The sequence below is a fragment of the Terriglobia bacterium genome (genome assembly GCA_020072845.1).
Lineage (GTDB): Bacteria > Acidobacteriota > Terriglobia > Terriglobales > Acidobacteriaceae > JAIQGF01.
The window spans coordinates 50,942-66,213 of record JAIQGF010000007.1 but is presented as its reverse complement, the minus strand read 5'-3'; the positions used below and the strand labels follow the sequence as shown (position 1 = coordinate 66,213).

At 60.5% G+C, this 15,272-nt stretch carries 12 protein-coding genes and 2 tRNA genes; 12 read left to right on the top strand and 2 right to left on the bottom strand.

Annotated elements, in window-relative coordinates; genetic code table 11:
• Positions 1-11: 11 nt before the first annotated feature.
• From LAN70_06715 to LAN70_06665, 11 genes are all read left to right on the top strand, one after another.
• On the top strand, positions 12-863 hold the full coding sequence (locus tag LAN70_06715; GenBank protein ID MBZ5510846.1) for an ABC transporter permease: 852 nt from the start codon (positions 12-14) through the stop codon (positions 861-863).
• A 297-nt stretch (positions 864-1,160) separates the two neighbouring features.
• Positions 1,161-2,411, top strand: a complete 1,251-nt coding sequence (locus tag LAN70_06710) for an ATP-binding cassette domain-containing protein (protein MBZ5510845.1) — start codon at positions 1,161-1,163, stop codon at positions 2,409-2,411.
• A 36-nt stretch (positions 2,412-2,447) separates the two neighbouring features.
• Entirely contained in the window at positions 2,448-3,698 is a 1,251-nt protein-coding gene (locus LAN70_06705; protein MBZ5510844.1) for a class I SAM-dependent methyltransferase, read from the top strand.
• The gene (locus tag LAN70_06700; protein ID MBZ5510843.1) at positions 3,683-4,576 is read left to right on the top strand and encodes an FkbM family methyltransferase; all 894 of its coding nucleotides are present in this window, start codon (positions 3,683-3,685) and stop codon (positions 4,574-4,576) included. Before LAN70_06705 ends, LAN70_06700 begins: the two co-directional genes overlap by 16 nt.
• Before the next feature lie 132 nt (positions 4,577-4,708).
• Positions 4,709-5,602 carry a glycosyltransferase gene (locus LAN70_06695; GenBank protein MBZ5510842.1) on the top strand — a complete coding sequence of 298 codons (894 nt, stop codon included), beginning with the start codon at positions 4,709-4,711 and terminating at the stop codon, positions 5,600-5,602.
• Positions 5,603-5,641: 39 nt separating this feature from the next.
• Positions 5,642-6,697, top strand: a complete 1,056-nt coding sequence (locus LAN70_06690; protein ID MBZ5510841.1) for an NAD-dependent epimerase/dehydratase family protein — start codon at positions 5,642-5,644, stop codon at positions 6,695-6,697.
• Positions 6,698-6,706: 9 nt separating this feature from the next.
• Complete coding sequence (locus LAN70_06685; GenBank protein MBZ5510840.1) at positions 6,707-9,181, top strand: glycosyltransferase; 2,475 nt, start codon at positions 6,707-6,709, stop codon at positions 9,179-9,181.
• Complete coding sequence (locus LAN70_06680; GenBank protein MBZ5510839.1) at positions 9,166-9,624, top strand: class I SAM-dependent methyltransferase; 459 nt, start codon at positions 9,166-9,168, stop codon at positions 9,622-9,624. Before LAN70_06685 ends, LAN70_06680 begins: the two co-directional genes overlap by 16 nt.
• Before the next feature lie 25 nt (positions 9,625-9,649).
• The gene (locus LAN70_06675) at positions 9,650-11,245 is read left to right on the top strand and encodes a hypothetical protein (GenBank protein MBZ5510838.1); all 1,596 of its coding nucleotides are present in this window, start codon (positions 9,650-9,652) and stop codon (positions 11,243-11,245) included.
• Between the two features lie 260 nt (positions 11,246-11,505).
• The gene (locus tag LAN70_06670) at positions 11,506-12,648 is read left to right on the top strand and encodes a DUF2029 domain-containing protein (protein ID MBZ5510837.1); all 1,143 of its coding nucleotides are present in this window, start codon (positions 11,506-11,508) and stop codon (positions 12,646-12,648) included.
• A 17-nt stretch (positions 12,649-12,665) separates the two neighbouring features.
• Entirely contained in the window at positions 12,666-14,210 is a 1,545-nt protein-coding gene (locus tag LAN70_06665) for a hypothetical protein (GenBank protein ID MBZ5510836.1), read from the top strand.
• A gap of 218 nt (positions 14,211-14,428) precedes the next feature.
• On the opposite strand, the gene LAN70_06660 is transcribed toward LAN70_06665, so the two are convergent.
• Positions 14,429-14,504, bottom strand: a tRNA-His gene (locus LAN70_06660).
• Between the two features lie 35 nt (positions 14,505-14,539).
• Positions 14,540-15,088, bottom strand: coding sequence for a 2'-5' RNA ligase family protein (locus tag LAN70_06655; protein MBZ5510835.1), 549 nt, complete (start codon positions 15,086-15,088; stop codon positions 14,540-14,542).
• Positions 15,089-15,184: 96 nt separating this feature from the next.
• Between LAN70_06655 and LAN70_06650 the strand changes: the two genes are divergently transcribed.
• Positions 15,185-15,261 (top strand) — tRNA-Pro (locus tag LAN70_06650).
• Positions 15,262-15,272: the final 11 nt, after the last annotated feature.

Below are 15,272 nucleotides of genomic sequence, written 5' to 3'. Positions count from 1 at the left end.
AGGTCAACGCGATGCAGCACCTGCCGGCCGGCGTGGTCGCTCCCGCGCCGGCGGTCACCTTGATTGCCCCCTCGCGAGGCTTGTCCGCGGTCAACCTGCGCGAGATTTGGGAGTATCGCGAACTGCTGTACTTTCTTGCTTGGCGCGACATCAAGGTACGCTACAAGCAGACCGCGCTCGGCGCCGCCTGGGCTCTGCTGCAGCCGCTCTTTCTGATGGCGATTTTCACCCTGCTCTTTAGCCGCGTCGCCAAGGTCCCGGTTTCGGTGCCGTATCCGATCTTCGCCTTTTGCGGACTCTTGCCTTGGCAGTTGTTCGCCTTCGGTCTTTCGCAGTCGAGCAACAGCCTGGTGCAGAGCCAAAACCTGATCAGCAAAGTCTATTTTCCGCGGCTGGTGATCCCCATCGCCTCCGTCCTTGCCGGCCTGCTGGATTTCGCCATCGCTTTTCTCCTGCTGTTGGCGATGATGGCGTACTATCGCGTCCCGCCCGGCAAAGGCGTGATCTTGTTGCCCGTGTTCGTGCTGTTCGCCGTGATTACTTCCTTGACCGCGGGCGTTTGGCTCTCCGCCATCAACGTCCGCTACCGCGACGTTCAGTACACTCTCGGTTTTCTTGTCCAATTCTGGATGCTCGCCACCCCGGTCGGCTATCCCGCTTCCGTGGTTCCTGCGCGCTGGCGGTGGGTGCTTGTGCTCAATCCCATGGCGGGTGTCGTCGAAGGCTTTCGTTGGGCGCTGCTCGGGACCGGCCCGAGTCCCGGCGCCATGCTGGGCGTATCGGTCGGACTGGTGCTGTTACTGCTCATTGCCGGCCTCCACTACTTCCGCCGCATGGAAAAGACTTTCGCCGACATCGTGTGAGCCGCAGCTCAGCTCCGCGGTCGCTTCGCCATCGGACCGGGCGCTGATGGAAGTCAATGGCAGAAGGCGCTGGCTCCCGAAATCCTCGACTATCTGTACCGGCGAGGGTTCGAAGTGTGGTACATCACGCCGGGATATGTGGACCCGCGCAGCGGCCAAATGTTGCAATATGACGTGCTGCTGGCACGAACCGAACATCGGCTGGCGGACTGGGAAGCTCATGGTGGCGAATCATGCGCCTGGCTTCCCGCGTCAACTTTCATTCGGTTATAATCCGGCTACTCTCCATTTTTGTTCATGAGCAACATCGCCATTCATTGCGCATCGCTCAGCAAGCGCTACCGGATTGGCGAGCGTCCCACGAACTCCTTGCGGGAAGCGCTCATGCACCGGCTGGCAGCTCCGCTCCGCCGCCACAAGGGCGCCCATGGAAATGATTCGACGATCTGGGCTTTGCGCGACCTCTCATGCCAGATCGGCGAGGGGGAAGTCGTCGGGATCATCGGGCGCAATGGCGCCGGCAAGAGCACCCTGCTGAAGGTGCTGTCTCGCATCACGGAGCCGACCCAGGGCTTTGCGGAAGTGCGCGGGCGGGTAGGTTCGCTGCTGGAGGTGGGCACCGGGTTTCATCCCGAGCTGACCGGGCGCGAGAACATCTACTTGAACGGGGCAATCCTCGGCATGAGGAAGGCGGAGATCGCGCGCAAGTTCGACGAAATCGTGGCGTTTGCGGAAATCGAGAAATTCCTGGACACGCCCGTCAAGCGCTATTCCAGCGGCATGTACGTGCGCTTGGCGTTTGCCGTGGCGGCGCACCTGGAAACGGAAATCCTCCTGGTCGACGAAGTGCTGGCGGTGGGAGACGCACAGTTCCAGAAAAAGTGTTTCGAAAAGGTGCGCTCAGTGGGACAAAGCGGGCGGACCATCCTGTTCGTCAGCCACAACATGTCGGCGCTGCGGCAGGTGTGTCAGCGCGGGATCGCGCTGGAGAGCGGGGGCATTGTCGCCGACGGTGAGATTAATGACGTCGCCGACAAGTACTTGGCGAGCGTACAGATGGCGCTCGCGACTGAAATGCAGGCGGAAACACCCACCTGCATCGTCAGGGATGTCCAGATCCGGTCCCTCAGCAGCCCGGTGATCAAGACTTTCGACCGGGTCGAGGTACGGGTGCGATTCACCGCGAAGACGGCGATGAAAGGGCCGGGAATCTACGTCTCGTTTTTGACTTTGGACGGGCAGCGGATCGCGGGCGTGCCGTCGAATGATTTGGCAACCTTTCCGCCGCTGGCGGCAAAGGAATCGGTGGAAATGGGCTTCGTGATCGAAGACTTTCCGCTGCTGGCGGGTGCTTACGACCTGGAGGTGCAGTTGCGGGACGTCCGGGAGCTGAAGTACGAGTTTGTGCCCGCCATGTTCCGCTTCACGGTGGTGGAGACGCCGGTGTATGGGGCCCGCAAGCTCGAGGGAGGATGGTTCGGAAATGTGGGTCTGCAAGCGCGTGCGTTCTGTGCAACCTTCGATGGCCCAGCGGCAGGTCAGGATTGAAGTGATACAGTGCGACTGACGCCATGAATAAGTAAGATGGCGATTTCCAACTGGAGGCAATCCGAGGTGGTGCAATTCATCCGACGCGCGGGGCGCGCCCTGTATCGCGAGAGCCCGGAACACAACTTCAAACGCATTGGGCAGGCATTGACGGCGCGGCGGCAGGAGCGGCAGGAGCCAACGACGCTGGCGCCGCATTACATCGGCCTCGAGGAACTATTTAACGCCGGTTGCGTCGGCGACCTGGTTGCGTTCCAACTGGCGCGTCAGGAATGCAATGAAATCACCATCCTGGGCGATAAAGCACTCCTCGATTCGTGGCAGTTGCCCTCACGGTGTCCGGGTATTACGCCGCAGATTGTGAATTGGGACTGGCAAGACGCGCCGCCGGCGGCGCCGGGATTAGTGTTGATAGCGCGGATCCCGATGACCGACGAGCACTGGAAAACCGTGGCAAAGCTGCAAACAGCCGTCGGTTCCCGGATCGCTGTGATCACTCAATTGTTGCTGCCCTTCACCCAGGTTACGGCGCTGATGGCGAGAGTTGATTACGCAGTGACTTCGCTGAATGACCTGGTGGGTTTCTATCTCGGGCGTGAACTGTACGGGATTACGCCGTACGAGGAAGCGCCGGCGGTTTCCCCGTTTCGTGAATTGGACCGGCTCCTGCCGCTCAAGGGGAAAAGAGTGATCGAATTCGGACCCTTGGAAGGGGCGCAGACGGCGGCCATCCTGAAATTGGGAGCGGCGCAAGTAGATTGTGTGGAAGCACGGGGAGAAAATGCGGCCAAGACTATGGCTGCGGCGCAGGCCTTCGCATGGCACGGAGTGAAGGTCATTATGGATGACTTCCACAACGTCAGCGGCCGTACCTACGGACGCTACGATCTGGTATTCGCCCACGGCGTTTACTACCACAGCATTGCGCCGTTCATCTTCCTGGAGAACCTGATCTCCCTTTCCGACCACGTATTCCTCGGCGGATTTTGTGCCACCGACGACATGCCCGCAGGACCGTGGACAGTATTGCGATATGAGGGAGATGAATACCGGGCCAAGACATACGAAGAACCCACAACCCTTTCGACCTCAGGCATCAACACCTTCAGCTATCTGTTTGACAAGCAGGATCTGCAGAGGTTCTTCTGCAGCAGAGGATTCAGTTTGCAGGTGATCAGTGACACGCCGCAAAGCGCAGTCGCCGGAAGGTATATACGTTTTCTGGCATCCCGACAAACGGCCGACAGAACGGCAAAGGACAGAGGACTTCGATGGCGTCATTCGTGAGGCGCGCAGGCGGCGTGTTGATGCGCGCGCTGCAAGATCCTTTCTTGCAATACCGGCGGATGAGGTGGCGTTGCGGCCTCACCGTATTCCAACCATTGCTCGATGGCGCGGGCGTGTACCTTTATCCTGCGGAAGAACTCTCGCGACACCTGCTGTATCTCGATTTCGAAGGCGCCGTGCGGCGAGCAATGCAGGATGTCCTCGCACCGGGAATGACCTTCATTGATGTGGGAGCAAACCTTGGACTGTACACGGTGCTGGCGGCCAAACTGGTCGGGGCGACGGGGCGCGTGCTGGCGTTCGAACCCTCGGAGCGGGATTGGAAGCGTGCGCGGAGAGCGATCGAGCGCAATGGATTGCAGAATGTCGAGTTGTTCCGTGTGGCCCTCAGCAACGCCGACGGAACGATTTCCTTAAACGTCTGCGAACCGGCTTACGGCGGATGCAACTCCGTTGGAACGGTGACCCATGAAGCGGCAGTCGGCCACGTTTCGCACGTCGAGCAGGTGACCTGCCGCACGCTCGATTGCTTTCTCGCGGAGAAGCAAGTTCGGCGGGTGGATGTCATGAAGCTGGACGTCGAGGGAGCCGAGCAGTTGGTGCTGCTCGGTGGCAAGGAACTGTTCACCGGCGCCGGCGCACCGGTCCTGTTCTGCGAACTGTCCGACTGGACCGCGCGCGGGCTGGGGACAACTGCGGCAGAGACCTGGGACCTGATGGTGTCGTACGGGTACAAGGTTTACTCGATCCAACGGAGCGAAGGCGGATACCGCTTGGCACAGTGTCCGCGGACCGAACGGATCGAGTACGACGACGTATTGGCGTTGAAGCCTGGGCACGTGAGTGACCTGGCTGGTCGAATCAGGTTTCCCCAATGAAAGAGAGCGGGATATTTCGGCAAAGCCATTGCGCCGCGACGCCCGCGCAGAGAGCGGCCTTGCTGCGTCATAACAACATCCCGGAGGCACTGGCGGCGTTGCGCTCACGGCCGGCGGTGAACCGGTAAACGGATGGACCGTCCCCCCAAGATCTCCGTGGTGACGCCCAATTTCAACGGGGCGGAATACTTGGAGCAGACGATTGCCTCGGTTTTGGGGCAGAACTATCCCAACCTCGAATTCATGGTGATTGACGCCGCCTCGACTGACGGTAGCGTGGAGATCATCCGCAAGTACGAAAAGCAATTGGCGTGGTGGACGTCACGGCCGGACAAGGGTCACGTCTATGCGATTCAAGAAGGACTGCAGCGCTCGACCGGCGAAATCATGGCGTGGCTGAGCAGCGATGACATGTACCTGCCGGGAGCATTTTCCACGGTGGCAGAGATTTTCTCGCAGCATCCGGAGGTGGAGTGGTTGGCCACCACAATGCCGGCGGCGTGGAACGAGAATGGTCAGGCGGTGCTGGTTAAAGAACTGCATGGGTTTAATCGCGATTCGTTCTTGCGCGGGGCAAACCTGCCAGGCGGGGATGTGTACACGCGCGGAGCGATCCAGCAGGAGTCCACGTTCTGGCGGCGGTCGCTGTGGGACCGGGCCGGGGCGTATTTAGACACGTCGGTACCGCTGGCGTTCGACTTCGAGCTCTGGGCGCGGTTTTATCAGCACGCGGAACTGTATGGAGTGCGCGCGCTGCTGGGAGGATTCCGTTTCCGCAAGAACCAGAACACGGACCGGTATGCAAAGGAATACCGCGAGGAATGCGGCGCCATCCTCAGTCGGTACGGCGGAATTCCGTATGGTCGGACGCAATCGTGGCTGCGCCGCAACCTGGCGTGGCGCGTGGTTCCGTTACTGAAACGGGTGCCGCGGGCGACCTCGTCAGGAGTGTTGTTTCCAGCAAAGGTCTGGGTCCATTCCGGCCGCGGCGGCGCTTGGACGTTAACCACCAAGCTCATAATTTGAGCTTACAATCTGAACCATTTCCTCCAGCAAGGCGGCAACATGAATTCGGTGTTGATAACAGGCTCTTCGGGCTTGATTGGTTCGGAATGTGTCAGTTATTTTGACCGGCTGGGATGGCGCGTCCACGGCATTGATAACAACATGCGCATGTCGTTTTTCGGGCCGGATGGCGACACCTCGTGGAACCTGAAGCGGTTGCGCGACACCTGCCATCATTTCGAACATCACGAGCTGGACATCCGCGACCGCGGCCGAATCCTCGACCTGGTGAAGCAATTGCGGCCGGCGCTGCTGATCCATTGCGCCGCTCAGCCCTCGCACGACCTCGCAAAGGACCGCCCGTTCGACGATTTCGAGATCAACGCCACCGGCACGCTGATCCTGTTGGAGGCGACGCGCCAGTTCTGCGCGCAATCGCCGTTTATCTTCATGAGCACGAACAAGGTTTATGGCGATGCGCCCAACGAGCTGCCGCTGAACGAGCTGGAGACGCGCTGGGAGTATGCGCGCCCGGAAGACTGGAATGGCATCAGCGAGTCGTGCCGCATTGATGCCACGCTGCACAGCCTGTTTGGCGCATCCAAAGCGGCGGCCGACCTGGTCGTGCAGGAATACGGGCGGTATTTCAACATGCCGACCGTATGCTTCCGCGGCGGATGTTTGACGGGACCCAACCATTCCAGCGCGGAGTTGCACGGCTTCCTGGCGTACCTGGCGCGCTGCTTTCGCGAAGACCGTGCGTACCGCGTCTACGGCTACAAAGGCAAGCAGGTGCGCGACAACATCCACTCGCAGGACGTGTGCGACGCGTTCTTCGCCTTCTACCAGTCGCCGCGCTGCGCCGCGGTGTACAACCTGGGCGGCGGGAGAGCCAATTCGATTTCCATCATCGAGGCGATCGCCCGGCTGGGCGACCTGTTCGGGAAGAAGTTGACCACAGAATACGTGGACAAGAACCGGGTCGGCGACCACATCTGCTACATCAGCGACCTGGGGCGGTTTCAGACCGACTACCCCCAATGGCGTATCCAGGTGCCGCTGGAGGAAATCTTGCTACAGTTCGTGACGCCAAGCGTGCGGGCCGTTACGGCCTGAGATTTCCTGATGCCAACCGTCCCCCAGCAAACTTCCACGGAAAAGTCGGGGCAGCGACCCGTGGTCAGTTCTCCCGAGAGCAGTTTGCCGGCCACCCAGGAGACTCAGAGCGCGCCGGCACTGCTATTCGTTTTCGAATTTCCGCCGTGCGATGCGACTGCCGGACCCATCCTGATGGCTCGGTTGCTGAAGGGTTATGCCAACGACAAGCTGCATGTGCTGGCGGGCTCTCACTTCCTGAAACGCTTTCAAAGCGGCCGCCTCGACTGTCATCACCTGTCGTTTCCCCAAACCAGCAACACTGGACGATGGGGGCTGGGCCGGCTGAAACAACTGCTGGAGCCGGCGTTGTTGCCGGTGCTGGCCGTTTACTGCTGGTGGGTGATTCGCCGGTACCGCATCGCGGCGGTGCTGAGCGTTGCCCACAACATGTTCTTCCTGGCAGCGGCAGTGGCGGCGCGCCTGGCCCGCGTGCCCTTCGTCCTGGTCGTTCACGATGACTGGATTGACTCCATGCGGTCGCGGATGTGGGTGCCGAGCGCAGCGGCGCGCTGGTGCTATCGCCGGGTCTTGCGCGGCGCGACCCAGATTTACGCGGTGTCCCCGGGGATGCAGCAAGCGCTGCGGCAAGAGTACGGCGTGGAGTCGGAGGTGCAATTGCCGGCATCGGAAGCGCAGCCGGCAAGTGGAGACCCGGGTAGCGCGCGCGACACGTTGCGGGTCGCATACGCGGGCACGATGACGGATGTGACCGTCCCGAGTATTGACTTGCTGGTGAAGGCGCTGCAATCGCCGGCGTTGTCGGGAATCAAGTGGTCGCTGGACCTCTACGGAGCATTGCCGAAGTACCTGCGACAATCCGGGTGGGACGATGAGCGGGTTCACGCGCATGGCTGGGCGCCGCAGCCGGAAGTGCAGGCCGCTTTGCGCCAGGCCGATGTGCTCTATTTGCCGTATTCGTTCGATGACGCGCATTTGAGAGTCGTGCAGACGTCGTTTCCATCGAAGTTGGCCGAATATCTGGCGGCAGGGAAGCCTGTCCTGATTTGTGCGCCTCCGCAAAGCGGCGTCGTGCCTTATGCGCGCGAGGGCGGGTTTGCCGAGTTGGTGGATTGCCCAAGCAAAGACCTGCTGGCTGCGGCACTGGTGCGCTTGGCGACTTCACCGGAGCACCGGCAACGGCTGGCGGCCCGAAGTTTGCAGGTGTTCGCCGAAAACCACGACATCCTGCGCCAGCAGCGCGAGTTCCTGGCTTGCATTGCGCGCCTGGTGCAGCAGCAGGGACAGCTCCGCGAACGGGTGCCAAACCCATCGCTTCGCAATGCCGTGCAACCCAGGACGTTTCGAGTTCTGATTATCTTCAACGACGTATCCCTCTACGGCATGGAACGAGCGACGATTGAGACCTTTGACCTGCTCCGGCCTGAGGTCGAGCCGCTTTTCCTGATGACCTACACCGCGCACCGCCTCGATTTGCCGGTATTGCGGGAGATCAAACGGCGGCAGTTGGCCCACACGTTCCTGAGCGACTGGCAAGGCTGGCCGAGGCTGGCAAAGCCGGCCGGCGCCGCGCACCTCTTGCGGATGTTCTGGGCGTTCGTTCGGGGCAATATGGACTCTCTTCGGGCAGCGCGGGGACAGGATGCCATCTACCTTCCTTCGGCAAACCATCTTGGCTTGGCACTGCTGCCGGCCCTTTGGTTTCGGCTGAGCGGACGCCGTGTTCTAGTCCACTTTCACGAACTGGCGCCGAAGCCGACGTCCGTGGAACGCTGGGCGTACCGAATCGTCACCGACGCAATCCATAACACCGAGTCGGGAATGCAGATTACGCTGGCCGGCAACCCGGCCCTGCGGCATAAGCGTAACGCGGCCCTCTCCATTCGCACTGACACGAGCCAGGGCGAGAGTGAAAGTGCCGATGTGCGGCGGCAATTTGCGGGCAAGCGCAACCTTTTCTTTGTGGGGCAGGTGTCTCACCACAAAGGCACGGACCTCTTGCTGGATGCGGTGAAGATGCTGGCGCCGGATCATCCCGATCTAGCCCTGCACATTTTTGGCGGATGCGCCGATGAAGCCAGGCTGCGGGCGGATATTTCCTCGCGTGGCCTGGACGAAATGGTGCAACTCTGGGGATTTCGGGAGGATGTCGTCGGCCTCATGCGGTTCGCGGAGATACAGATCTATCCCACTCCACCGTCGCGATATGGCGAGTCGTTTGGCCGCTCGGTGGTCGAAGCCATGGCCAAGGGCGTCCCGGCGGTATGCTTTCGCAGTGGTGTTTTGCCGGAGATCGTTGACCATGGCCGCACCGGATGGGTATGCGATTCGGAGAGCGCGGCGGCGCTGGCCGATGGCATTCGCGCTCTTCTGGACGATCCACCGCTTCGCGAGCGCCTGGCGCGCGGTGCCCGCGAAAAGTACGAAACACATTACGCAGACGCCACCGTCCGGAAGCGCTGGCTGGAATGGCTGCAACCATGAATGCTCTGCTTCACTTTCTCCGTGTTGCCGTCGGACTGGACGAACAATCCTCGCAACTCACCGCGGCCGAAACCGAACTCCTTCTCCGCCACCTGGAGGGCGCCCAGGTATTCGTCGAAATCGGCTGCTACGAGGGTAAGACTTCCTGCGCGGCGGCGCGGCGCGGCGTGCGCCGGGTGTATTCCGTCGATCCATTCCCCTCGGGGCGCCTCGCCATCTGCGACGGCGAATGGATTGCTCGCATTCAGCGGCGCCGCGACAAGTGCCAGAATCTTACGGCTGTTTCGCAGGTATTGAGGTGCGTGAGCACCGTGTTCTTGGACATGCACGAATGGATACGCCATTCTTTATCGTGGGCTATAACCGGCGGCAGCTATGCTAACATCGTAAAAATTCATCAGCAGCGGCACAAAAGTGAATACGCAACGCGGGCCCCGGCTTGATGTTTGATCGCAGAGAACTTTCAACATGCCATTGCGCCACATTCCAGTCGGACGGCCGCAAGGTAATATCCGGACGCGCGATGACGCCGCCCAACTGCTCCACTATTTGGCTTTTCCTGTCCTGGTTACAGCCTTCGCCTCGCTAACCGGCGCCGGTTCTCCTACCCTCGTGCAAACAGTGCTTTCTTTTGTGCTGTTGCAGATTGCGTGGGCCTCCTGGGTCTCCTGGAAAGCAAAGCCGCCGGCGGAGAAGGATTTTCCGTTTTTTGCCATTATCGCCGCTATGTTCTGGCTGGCGTACGGCCTGCCGCTGTTTTGGAGCCGGGAAGAGAGCTGGCGTTTTGCCGGAGGCTTCGTCTCCGCTGAAGGAATCCTCCGAGCACAGTTACTCGCTTTGCTCGGAATCGTGTCCCTTTATTTCGGGATGCATCTCGGTGTCGGGCGCCGGCTACGCACCATACCCACGCTTGATCTGCGCGACTCGACCGCGTCGCCCAAGTACCTCATGGCCGCGATGCTGTTCGGGGTTTCATTGCGCTACTTCCCCACTCTTGGCGGCATGCTTGGAGGTTCGTTCCGTCAGGTATTTGCCATCCTGCGCGGTACCCTTCCCCTGGTCGCGTACGCCATCCTGCTGCGGCGCAGCCTCATGCGCTGGGTACCGCTCTACGAACGCGCACTGCTGGTCTTCTTTGTTATCGGCACTTTTCTGTTCGGCATGGCCACCGGGTGGTTGGGAACCGGTGCCGCCATCATCATGGTGACCGGGTGTGTCCTGCTCGATACTCGCTTCACGATTCCGAAAGCAGTCCTGCTGGTCGTATTCGCGTACATACTATTTTTGCAGCCCGCCAAGGAGCAGTTCCGGGCGACGTATTGGGGCAGGGACAGCCAATCCGGCGACGTTTCTCGGGCCTCGGATTGGATTTCAATGTCTCAACAAAAATGGAAAGGCGTCTTGTCGGATTCGGACCCCGAGGCTGTCCGCCGGCAGGTTTATGGATCCATGGGCCGCTTTTCTTTGTTGCAGCAAACCGCCAACGTTATGGATCTGACGCCGTCCATTGTGCCTTACCAGGGCTGGACGATGTATGCCTACATGGCCTACACGCTCATTCCGCGGGCCATCTGGAAGGAAAAGCCGACGGTGAACGATGCCAACCGTTATTATCAGGTCACCTACGGGATGACGTCGGAACGCAATCTCGACTCGGTGTCGATTGCGGTGGGAGTATTGGCGGAAGGCTATATCAGCTTCGGCTGGATTGGTGCCGCTTTCGTCATGGCCCTTGTCGGCGTGGCACTGGATTGCATCTCGGCTTTGCTGCTGTCTCGCGACGCCGGCGTGCTGATGAAGGGTCTCGGCATGGCGCTGCTGCCGGGCTTTGTCGCCATGGAATCGCAAATGGCGCAATACCTTGGCGGAATCGTGCAGCAATTTTTTCTGACATTTGTCGTTTTGGCCCCCGTGGCAGTCGTTCGCAATCGGAACGCTGCGCGCCTGCCCTATATGAGAGCGCGCCGTTTCGCGCCGGCGGTCGCGGCGGGGCGGATTCGACCATCGCGCGTTCCGCTGATCCGACCGCGCAGCCAACCCGTACCCGCGAATGACCGCATTTGAGGTTCGCGTTTAAGAATTTGTTGCCCCATTTTCTACAGCGCGCGCAGCTCCCGTTATTGATTCTGGTGCTCGCATCAGCCGCTCTTTTCATTGTGCGCGGGCCTTTGCGCCTCCTTGCACGGTCTGACTACAACGATTTCGTTGAGCCTTACGTTAGCGCGAGAGCATGGCTCGCCGGAGGCAATCCCTATGATTCAACCACAGTCGCAGAGGTGTGGCAGTCAGCTTCCGGTCGGCCTTCATCGTCGCGTTTGGCGCCCATGTATCCTCCCACTGCATTGCCCCTGCTGGCCACAATCGCGTGGCTCAACTGGCCCCAAGCACTGCATGTGTGGGTCGCGATAAACTGCGCCGCTGCCATCCTGTTGTGTGTTGCGGTGTGGCAAATGGGGGCAGGCACACTGTCCAAGGAGGCACGGCTGATACCATTGGCGGTCGTCTTGGGGTTTGCTCCTCTGCACACAGGTTTTGCTACTGGCCAGATCAGTTTCTCGGTTGCTGCGCTGGTTGTTGCCGCGGTCTGGGTTCGTGTACACCATCCGGTCCTTGCCGGCACGATACTCGGAAGTGCGGCGGCGCTGAAGCCGCAACTGGTCATCTTCCTGCTGCTTTTTTTTGTGCTCGCCAGAGAACATCGGATATGGATTTCCGCTACCTTTACAGGTGCAATTTTCGCCGGTGTCGGGTTGCTCCGCATTCAGAGACTGCATCCCGCGTGGGCTCAAGCGCTCGAGAGCAACGCTCAGTACTGGTTCCAGCCAGGTTCCGTGCACGACTACGCCCTCGGTCCAAATCGTTTCCACCTGATCAACTTGCAAATGCCGTCCTATGCAGTGCTGCACAGCCGTACCGCGGCAAACCTATTCGCATGGTTGATGTTCTCGATAGCGCTGGCCATTTGGGGAATTTTGGTCCTCAGGAATACCCATCAGCGTCTCCTGGCTTTGGCAGGAATATCGGCGATATCGTTGCTCCCGGCGTACCACCGCACGTACGATGCCGGACTGCTCGTCCTGGCAATAGTTTGGGCGTTGCCACAATTTCTGATCACTCGATGTCGCGTTGCCGCGGCATCCCTGATTTGTCTGCTCGCATTCATGTTTCCGACGGGTGCTTTCTTGGGTGGAGCGACAATGCAGGGACGAATTCCGGGCAACGTGGCTACGTCGTGGTGGTGGCAGTCGGTCATCTTACCCCACCAGGGATGGGCGCTTCTCGCATTGGTTTGGTTGTTAATTGCCGCTTTAGGGACGAACTCTACAAATGTTGCCGATTGCGCAAGTAAGTCGCCGCCGGCAAGTCCAACCCGGTTTTCGGCGCCGTCGGATACCCGTTTCACCGCATCCGGTGCGGATTCCTGGAGCGCTCGCACGTGCCAGGGCAATGCACTAGTTCCAAGGTAATGCGCTAAATGAGAGCTATGACTGCTTCCGTGGCAAGGCAATCCACGCACTCCTCGTTATCTCCCGTGCACAAACAATCCCAAGCCGTCATTTGGGCAGCGCTCGCCTTGGTGTGCCTGGTGTACGCGCTCCCTCATCTGCTTTCCATCGCGCAGACCGGGAAAATTCTGCCGATCTTCCGCATCGATGACCAAATTTACATGGTGCGCACCGCGGCCGCGATGCGTGGCGACACACTCGGGAATCCCTATGTCGCGGGACACGAGAACGCGCCTAAGTTCATGCCGGAATTGTCGGAACGGATGGTTGCACTAGCCGGACGAGCTCTGCATTGGGATGTCGTGAGGATCGCGGCAGCCTTCCGCATCTTGCAGCCGGCTGCGATATTCCTGGGTGTTGTGTGGATCTGTTGGGTGTTCGAGTTCCCGCCGGCGCTGGCCGCACTCGCGGGACTGCTCACCGTTCTGGCGCCCTCGCTGCTCATGCTGCGTATCCACCGGCCGGGATTGGCGTCGTTCTTGCGTTATGCTCGGTTCCTCAGTGCCGGATTTCACACGACGCTCTATCTCGCTGCATTAGGTGCTGTCGCTGTCTGCTGGCAACGGCCGACACGCTTCCGCGCGATCGTAGCCGGCCTTGCCGTAGGCGCCATCTTTTACACGCCAATTTTCTACTGGGCCGTGCTTTGGGCGGGAATTATTGCATTGGTGTTCGTCAGCCAAGGCGGGCAGCGCCGCGCTATGGCAGTCATGGCGGCCGTCAGCGCCATAGTTGCGCTACCCTTCGTGATTCGGACAGTTCGCAACGCAGCAAATCCTATCGTCCAGGAAACACTGCGCCGGTGGCCGACCTACACGATGACGCCCGGGCGCCGGCTTGAAGACAATGTCTTGCCTCACCTTGCGCTTTGCATCGCGTGTGCTGTCCTGGCCTGGATGTTGCGGCGCCGGTCGCAAGTGTTTCTGTTCTTGTTCGCATTTTTCGCCGCTAGCGTGCCGCTGCAGCTGCAAAACGTAGTCACCAACCGCCAGATCCAGGCGTACCACTTCACCGATTCGCTGAACCCGCTATGGGCGATTATGGGGGTTGCATTGCTCGCGCAACTCCGCATCCACAAAGTCGTGATCACCTCGATTTTTGCTCTCCTGATCGGATTTGCGACAACGCAACACCTGGTGGATTACGTGCGGCTGCGCAGCCAAGTCGCTGCGCACCCGGAGAGTTGGGCGCTGAGCTGGTGCATGCCGCGGACCCTGGCATGGCTACAGGAGAATACGCCGTCCGACTCGGTCGTGATTGCGCCTCGACCGATGATGGAGATCCTGCCAATCTTCACCCACAACAAGGTGTACTGGGCCGACTTCGCACGCCAACACGTGATGCCGACCAGCGAAGCGGATACGCGATTGTCGGAATCGCTTCACTGGACCCCGCCCCAGCCGCTGACCTATCCCGTCAATTACTACCTGGCAACCGGAGCGAACTGCGCGCAGGTGACACCCTCTTCCGTGGTCTTCCGCGACGCCGAAGAAGGGACATGTGTATGGCAACACGCGCGCTAGGCGCGGCCGCTGCAACACTCAAAGTGAGCCAGAAGGTGCTGCGCTGCGCCGATGTCTCGACCACGCTGTACGTCCAAGTTCAGGGCTCGGCGGCATAGAACAGGGAATCGGTGGGGAAGGTGGTCAGCATTTTGGTCCCCGTCAACTCGAAAGGGCAGCCGACGCTGCCCTTATTGCCCCTTAGAATCGGGCATTTCCCTTGTGGCTCAATGAGATGCTGGGGTGGGAGATGGGAATCGAACCCACAACGTCCGGAGCCACAGTCCGGTGCTCTGCCAGTTGAGCTACTCCCACCGCAAACTACGATTATAGCAGGGCAATTTCAGCGATTAGCTGGTAGTGGCAAGACGCCGGCCCAGCGGCACCGGCGCCAGGTCCATCCAGCGATTGGCGCCGGCTTCGCGCACGAATGTCGCCTGTTCAATCAAGACGCGCCGCGAATCGCGGTAATTGTCCCAGCGGCGGCGGGCTTCCTCCAGTGCCGGCCCCGCCTGCTCCACTGAATCCATGCGGAAGATCGTCAGGTGCGGCATGTAGGGCCACTGCTCCTCGGCGTTCAGTACTCCCACGTTCAAGCGATCGTGCAACTCGCGCATGCGATACGCGGCGTGGGCGACCCGGATGAAAACTGTCGGTGTCACCGGCATGAAAGTCGCGACCTCGCCGAGCACGATCTCAAACGGGTCCACATCCCGGCAGGCGCGCTCCAGGCTTGCCAGCGCCTCCGCTTCCGAGCCCTGCAGGATGCGCGGCGGGAGAATGCTGAGGTGGGCCGGCAGATGCGCCTGGGTCGGGTGAAACTCGTGCCGCAGCCCTTCGACGAAGCCGCCGACCGGACTCTTCACATACGCGACCAAGGCATATTGCGGAGGGGCCATGGCTGCGCAGCATTATATGCCCTGTCCTCCGGCCCTGTGGCTGTCCGCTCCGCGCGCGGCCCCCAGGAGCGCCGCGCAGTTATAATTAAACAGAGTCGGGGCGTAGCGCAGCCTGGTAGCGCACCTGCCTTGGGCGCAGGGGGTCACAGGTTCAAATCCTGTCGCCCCGACCATTCGCGAATCC

Coding starts and splice junctions, on each gene's coding strand:
- LAN70_06715 (MBZ5510846.1), top strand. CDS start 12: ATGCAGCACCTGCCGGCCGGCGTGGTCGCTCCCGCGCCGGCGGTCACC.
- LAN70_06685 (MBZ5510840.1), top strand. CDS start 6,707: ATGCCAACCGTCCCCCAGCAAACTTCCACGGAAAAGTCGGGGCAGCGA.
- LAN70_06700 (MBZ5510843.1), top strand. CDS start 3,683: ATGGCGTCATTCGTGAGGCGCGCAGGCGGCGTGTTGATGCGCGCGCTG.
- LAN70_06670 (MBZ5510837.1), top strand. CDS start 11,506: ATGTATCCTCCCACTGCATTGCCCCTGCTGGCCACAATCGCGTGGCTC.
- LAN70_06680 (MBZ5510839.1), top strand. CDS start 9,166: ATGGCTGCAACCATGAATGCTCTGCTTCACTTTCTCCGTGTTGCCGTC.
- LAN70_06695 (MBZ5510842.1), top strand. CDS start 4,709: ATGGACCGTCCCCCCAAGATCTCCGTGGTGACGCCCAATTTCAACGGG.
- LAN70_06710 (MBZ5510845.1), top strand. CDS start 1,161: ATGAGCAACATCGCCATTCATTGCGCATCGCTCAGCAAGCGCTACCGG.
- LAN70_06665 (MBZ5510836.1), top strand. CDS start 12,666: ATGACTGCTTCCGTGGCAAGGCAATCCACGCACTCCTCGTTATCTCCC.
- LAN70_06675 (MBZ5510838.1), top strand. CDS start 9,650: ATGCCATTGCGCCACATTCCAGTCGGACGGCCGCAAGGTAATATCCGG.
- LAN70_06690 (MBZ5510841.1), top strand. CDS start 5,642: ATGAATTCGGTGTTGATAACAGGCTCTTCGGGCTTGATTGGTTCGGAA.
- LAN70_06705 (MBZ5510844.1), top strand. CDS start 2,448: ATGGCGATTTCCAACTGGAGGCAATCCGAGGTGGTGCAATTCATCCGA.
- LAN70_06655 (MBZ5510835.1), bottom strand. CDS start 15,088: ATGGCCCCTCCGCAATATGCCTTGGTCGCGTATGTGAAGAGTCCGGTC.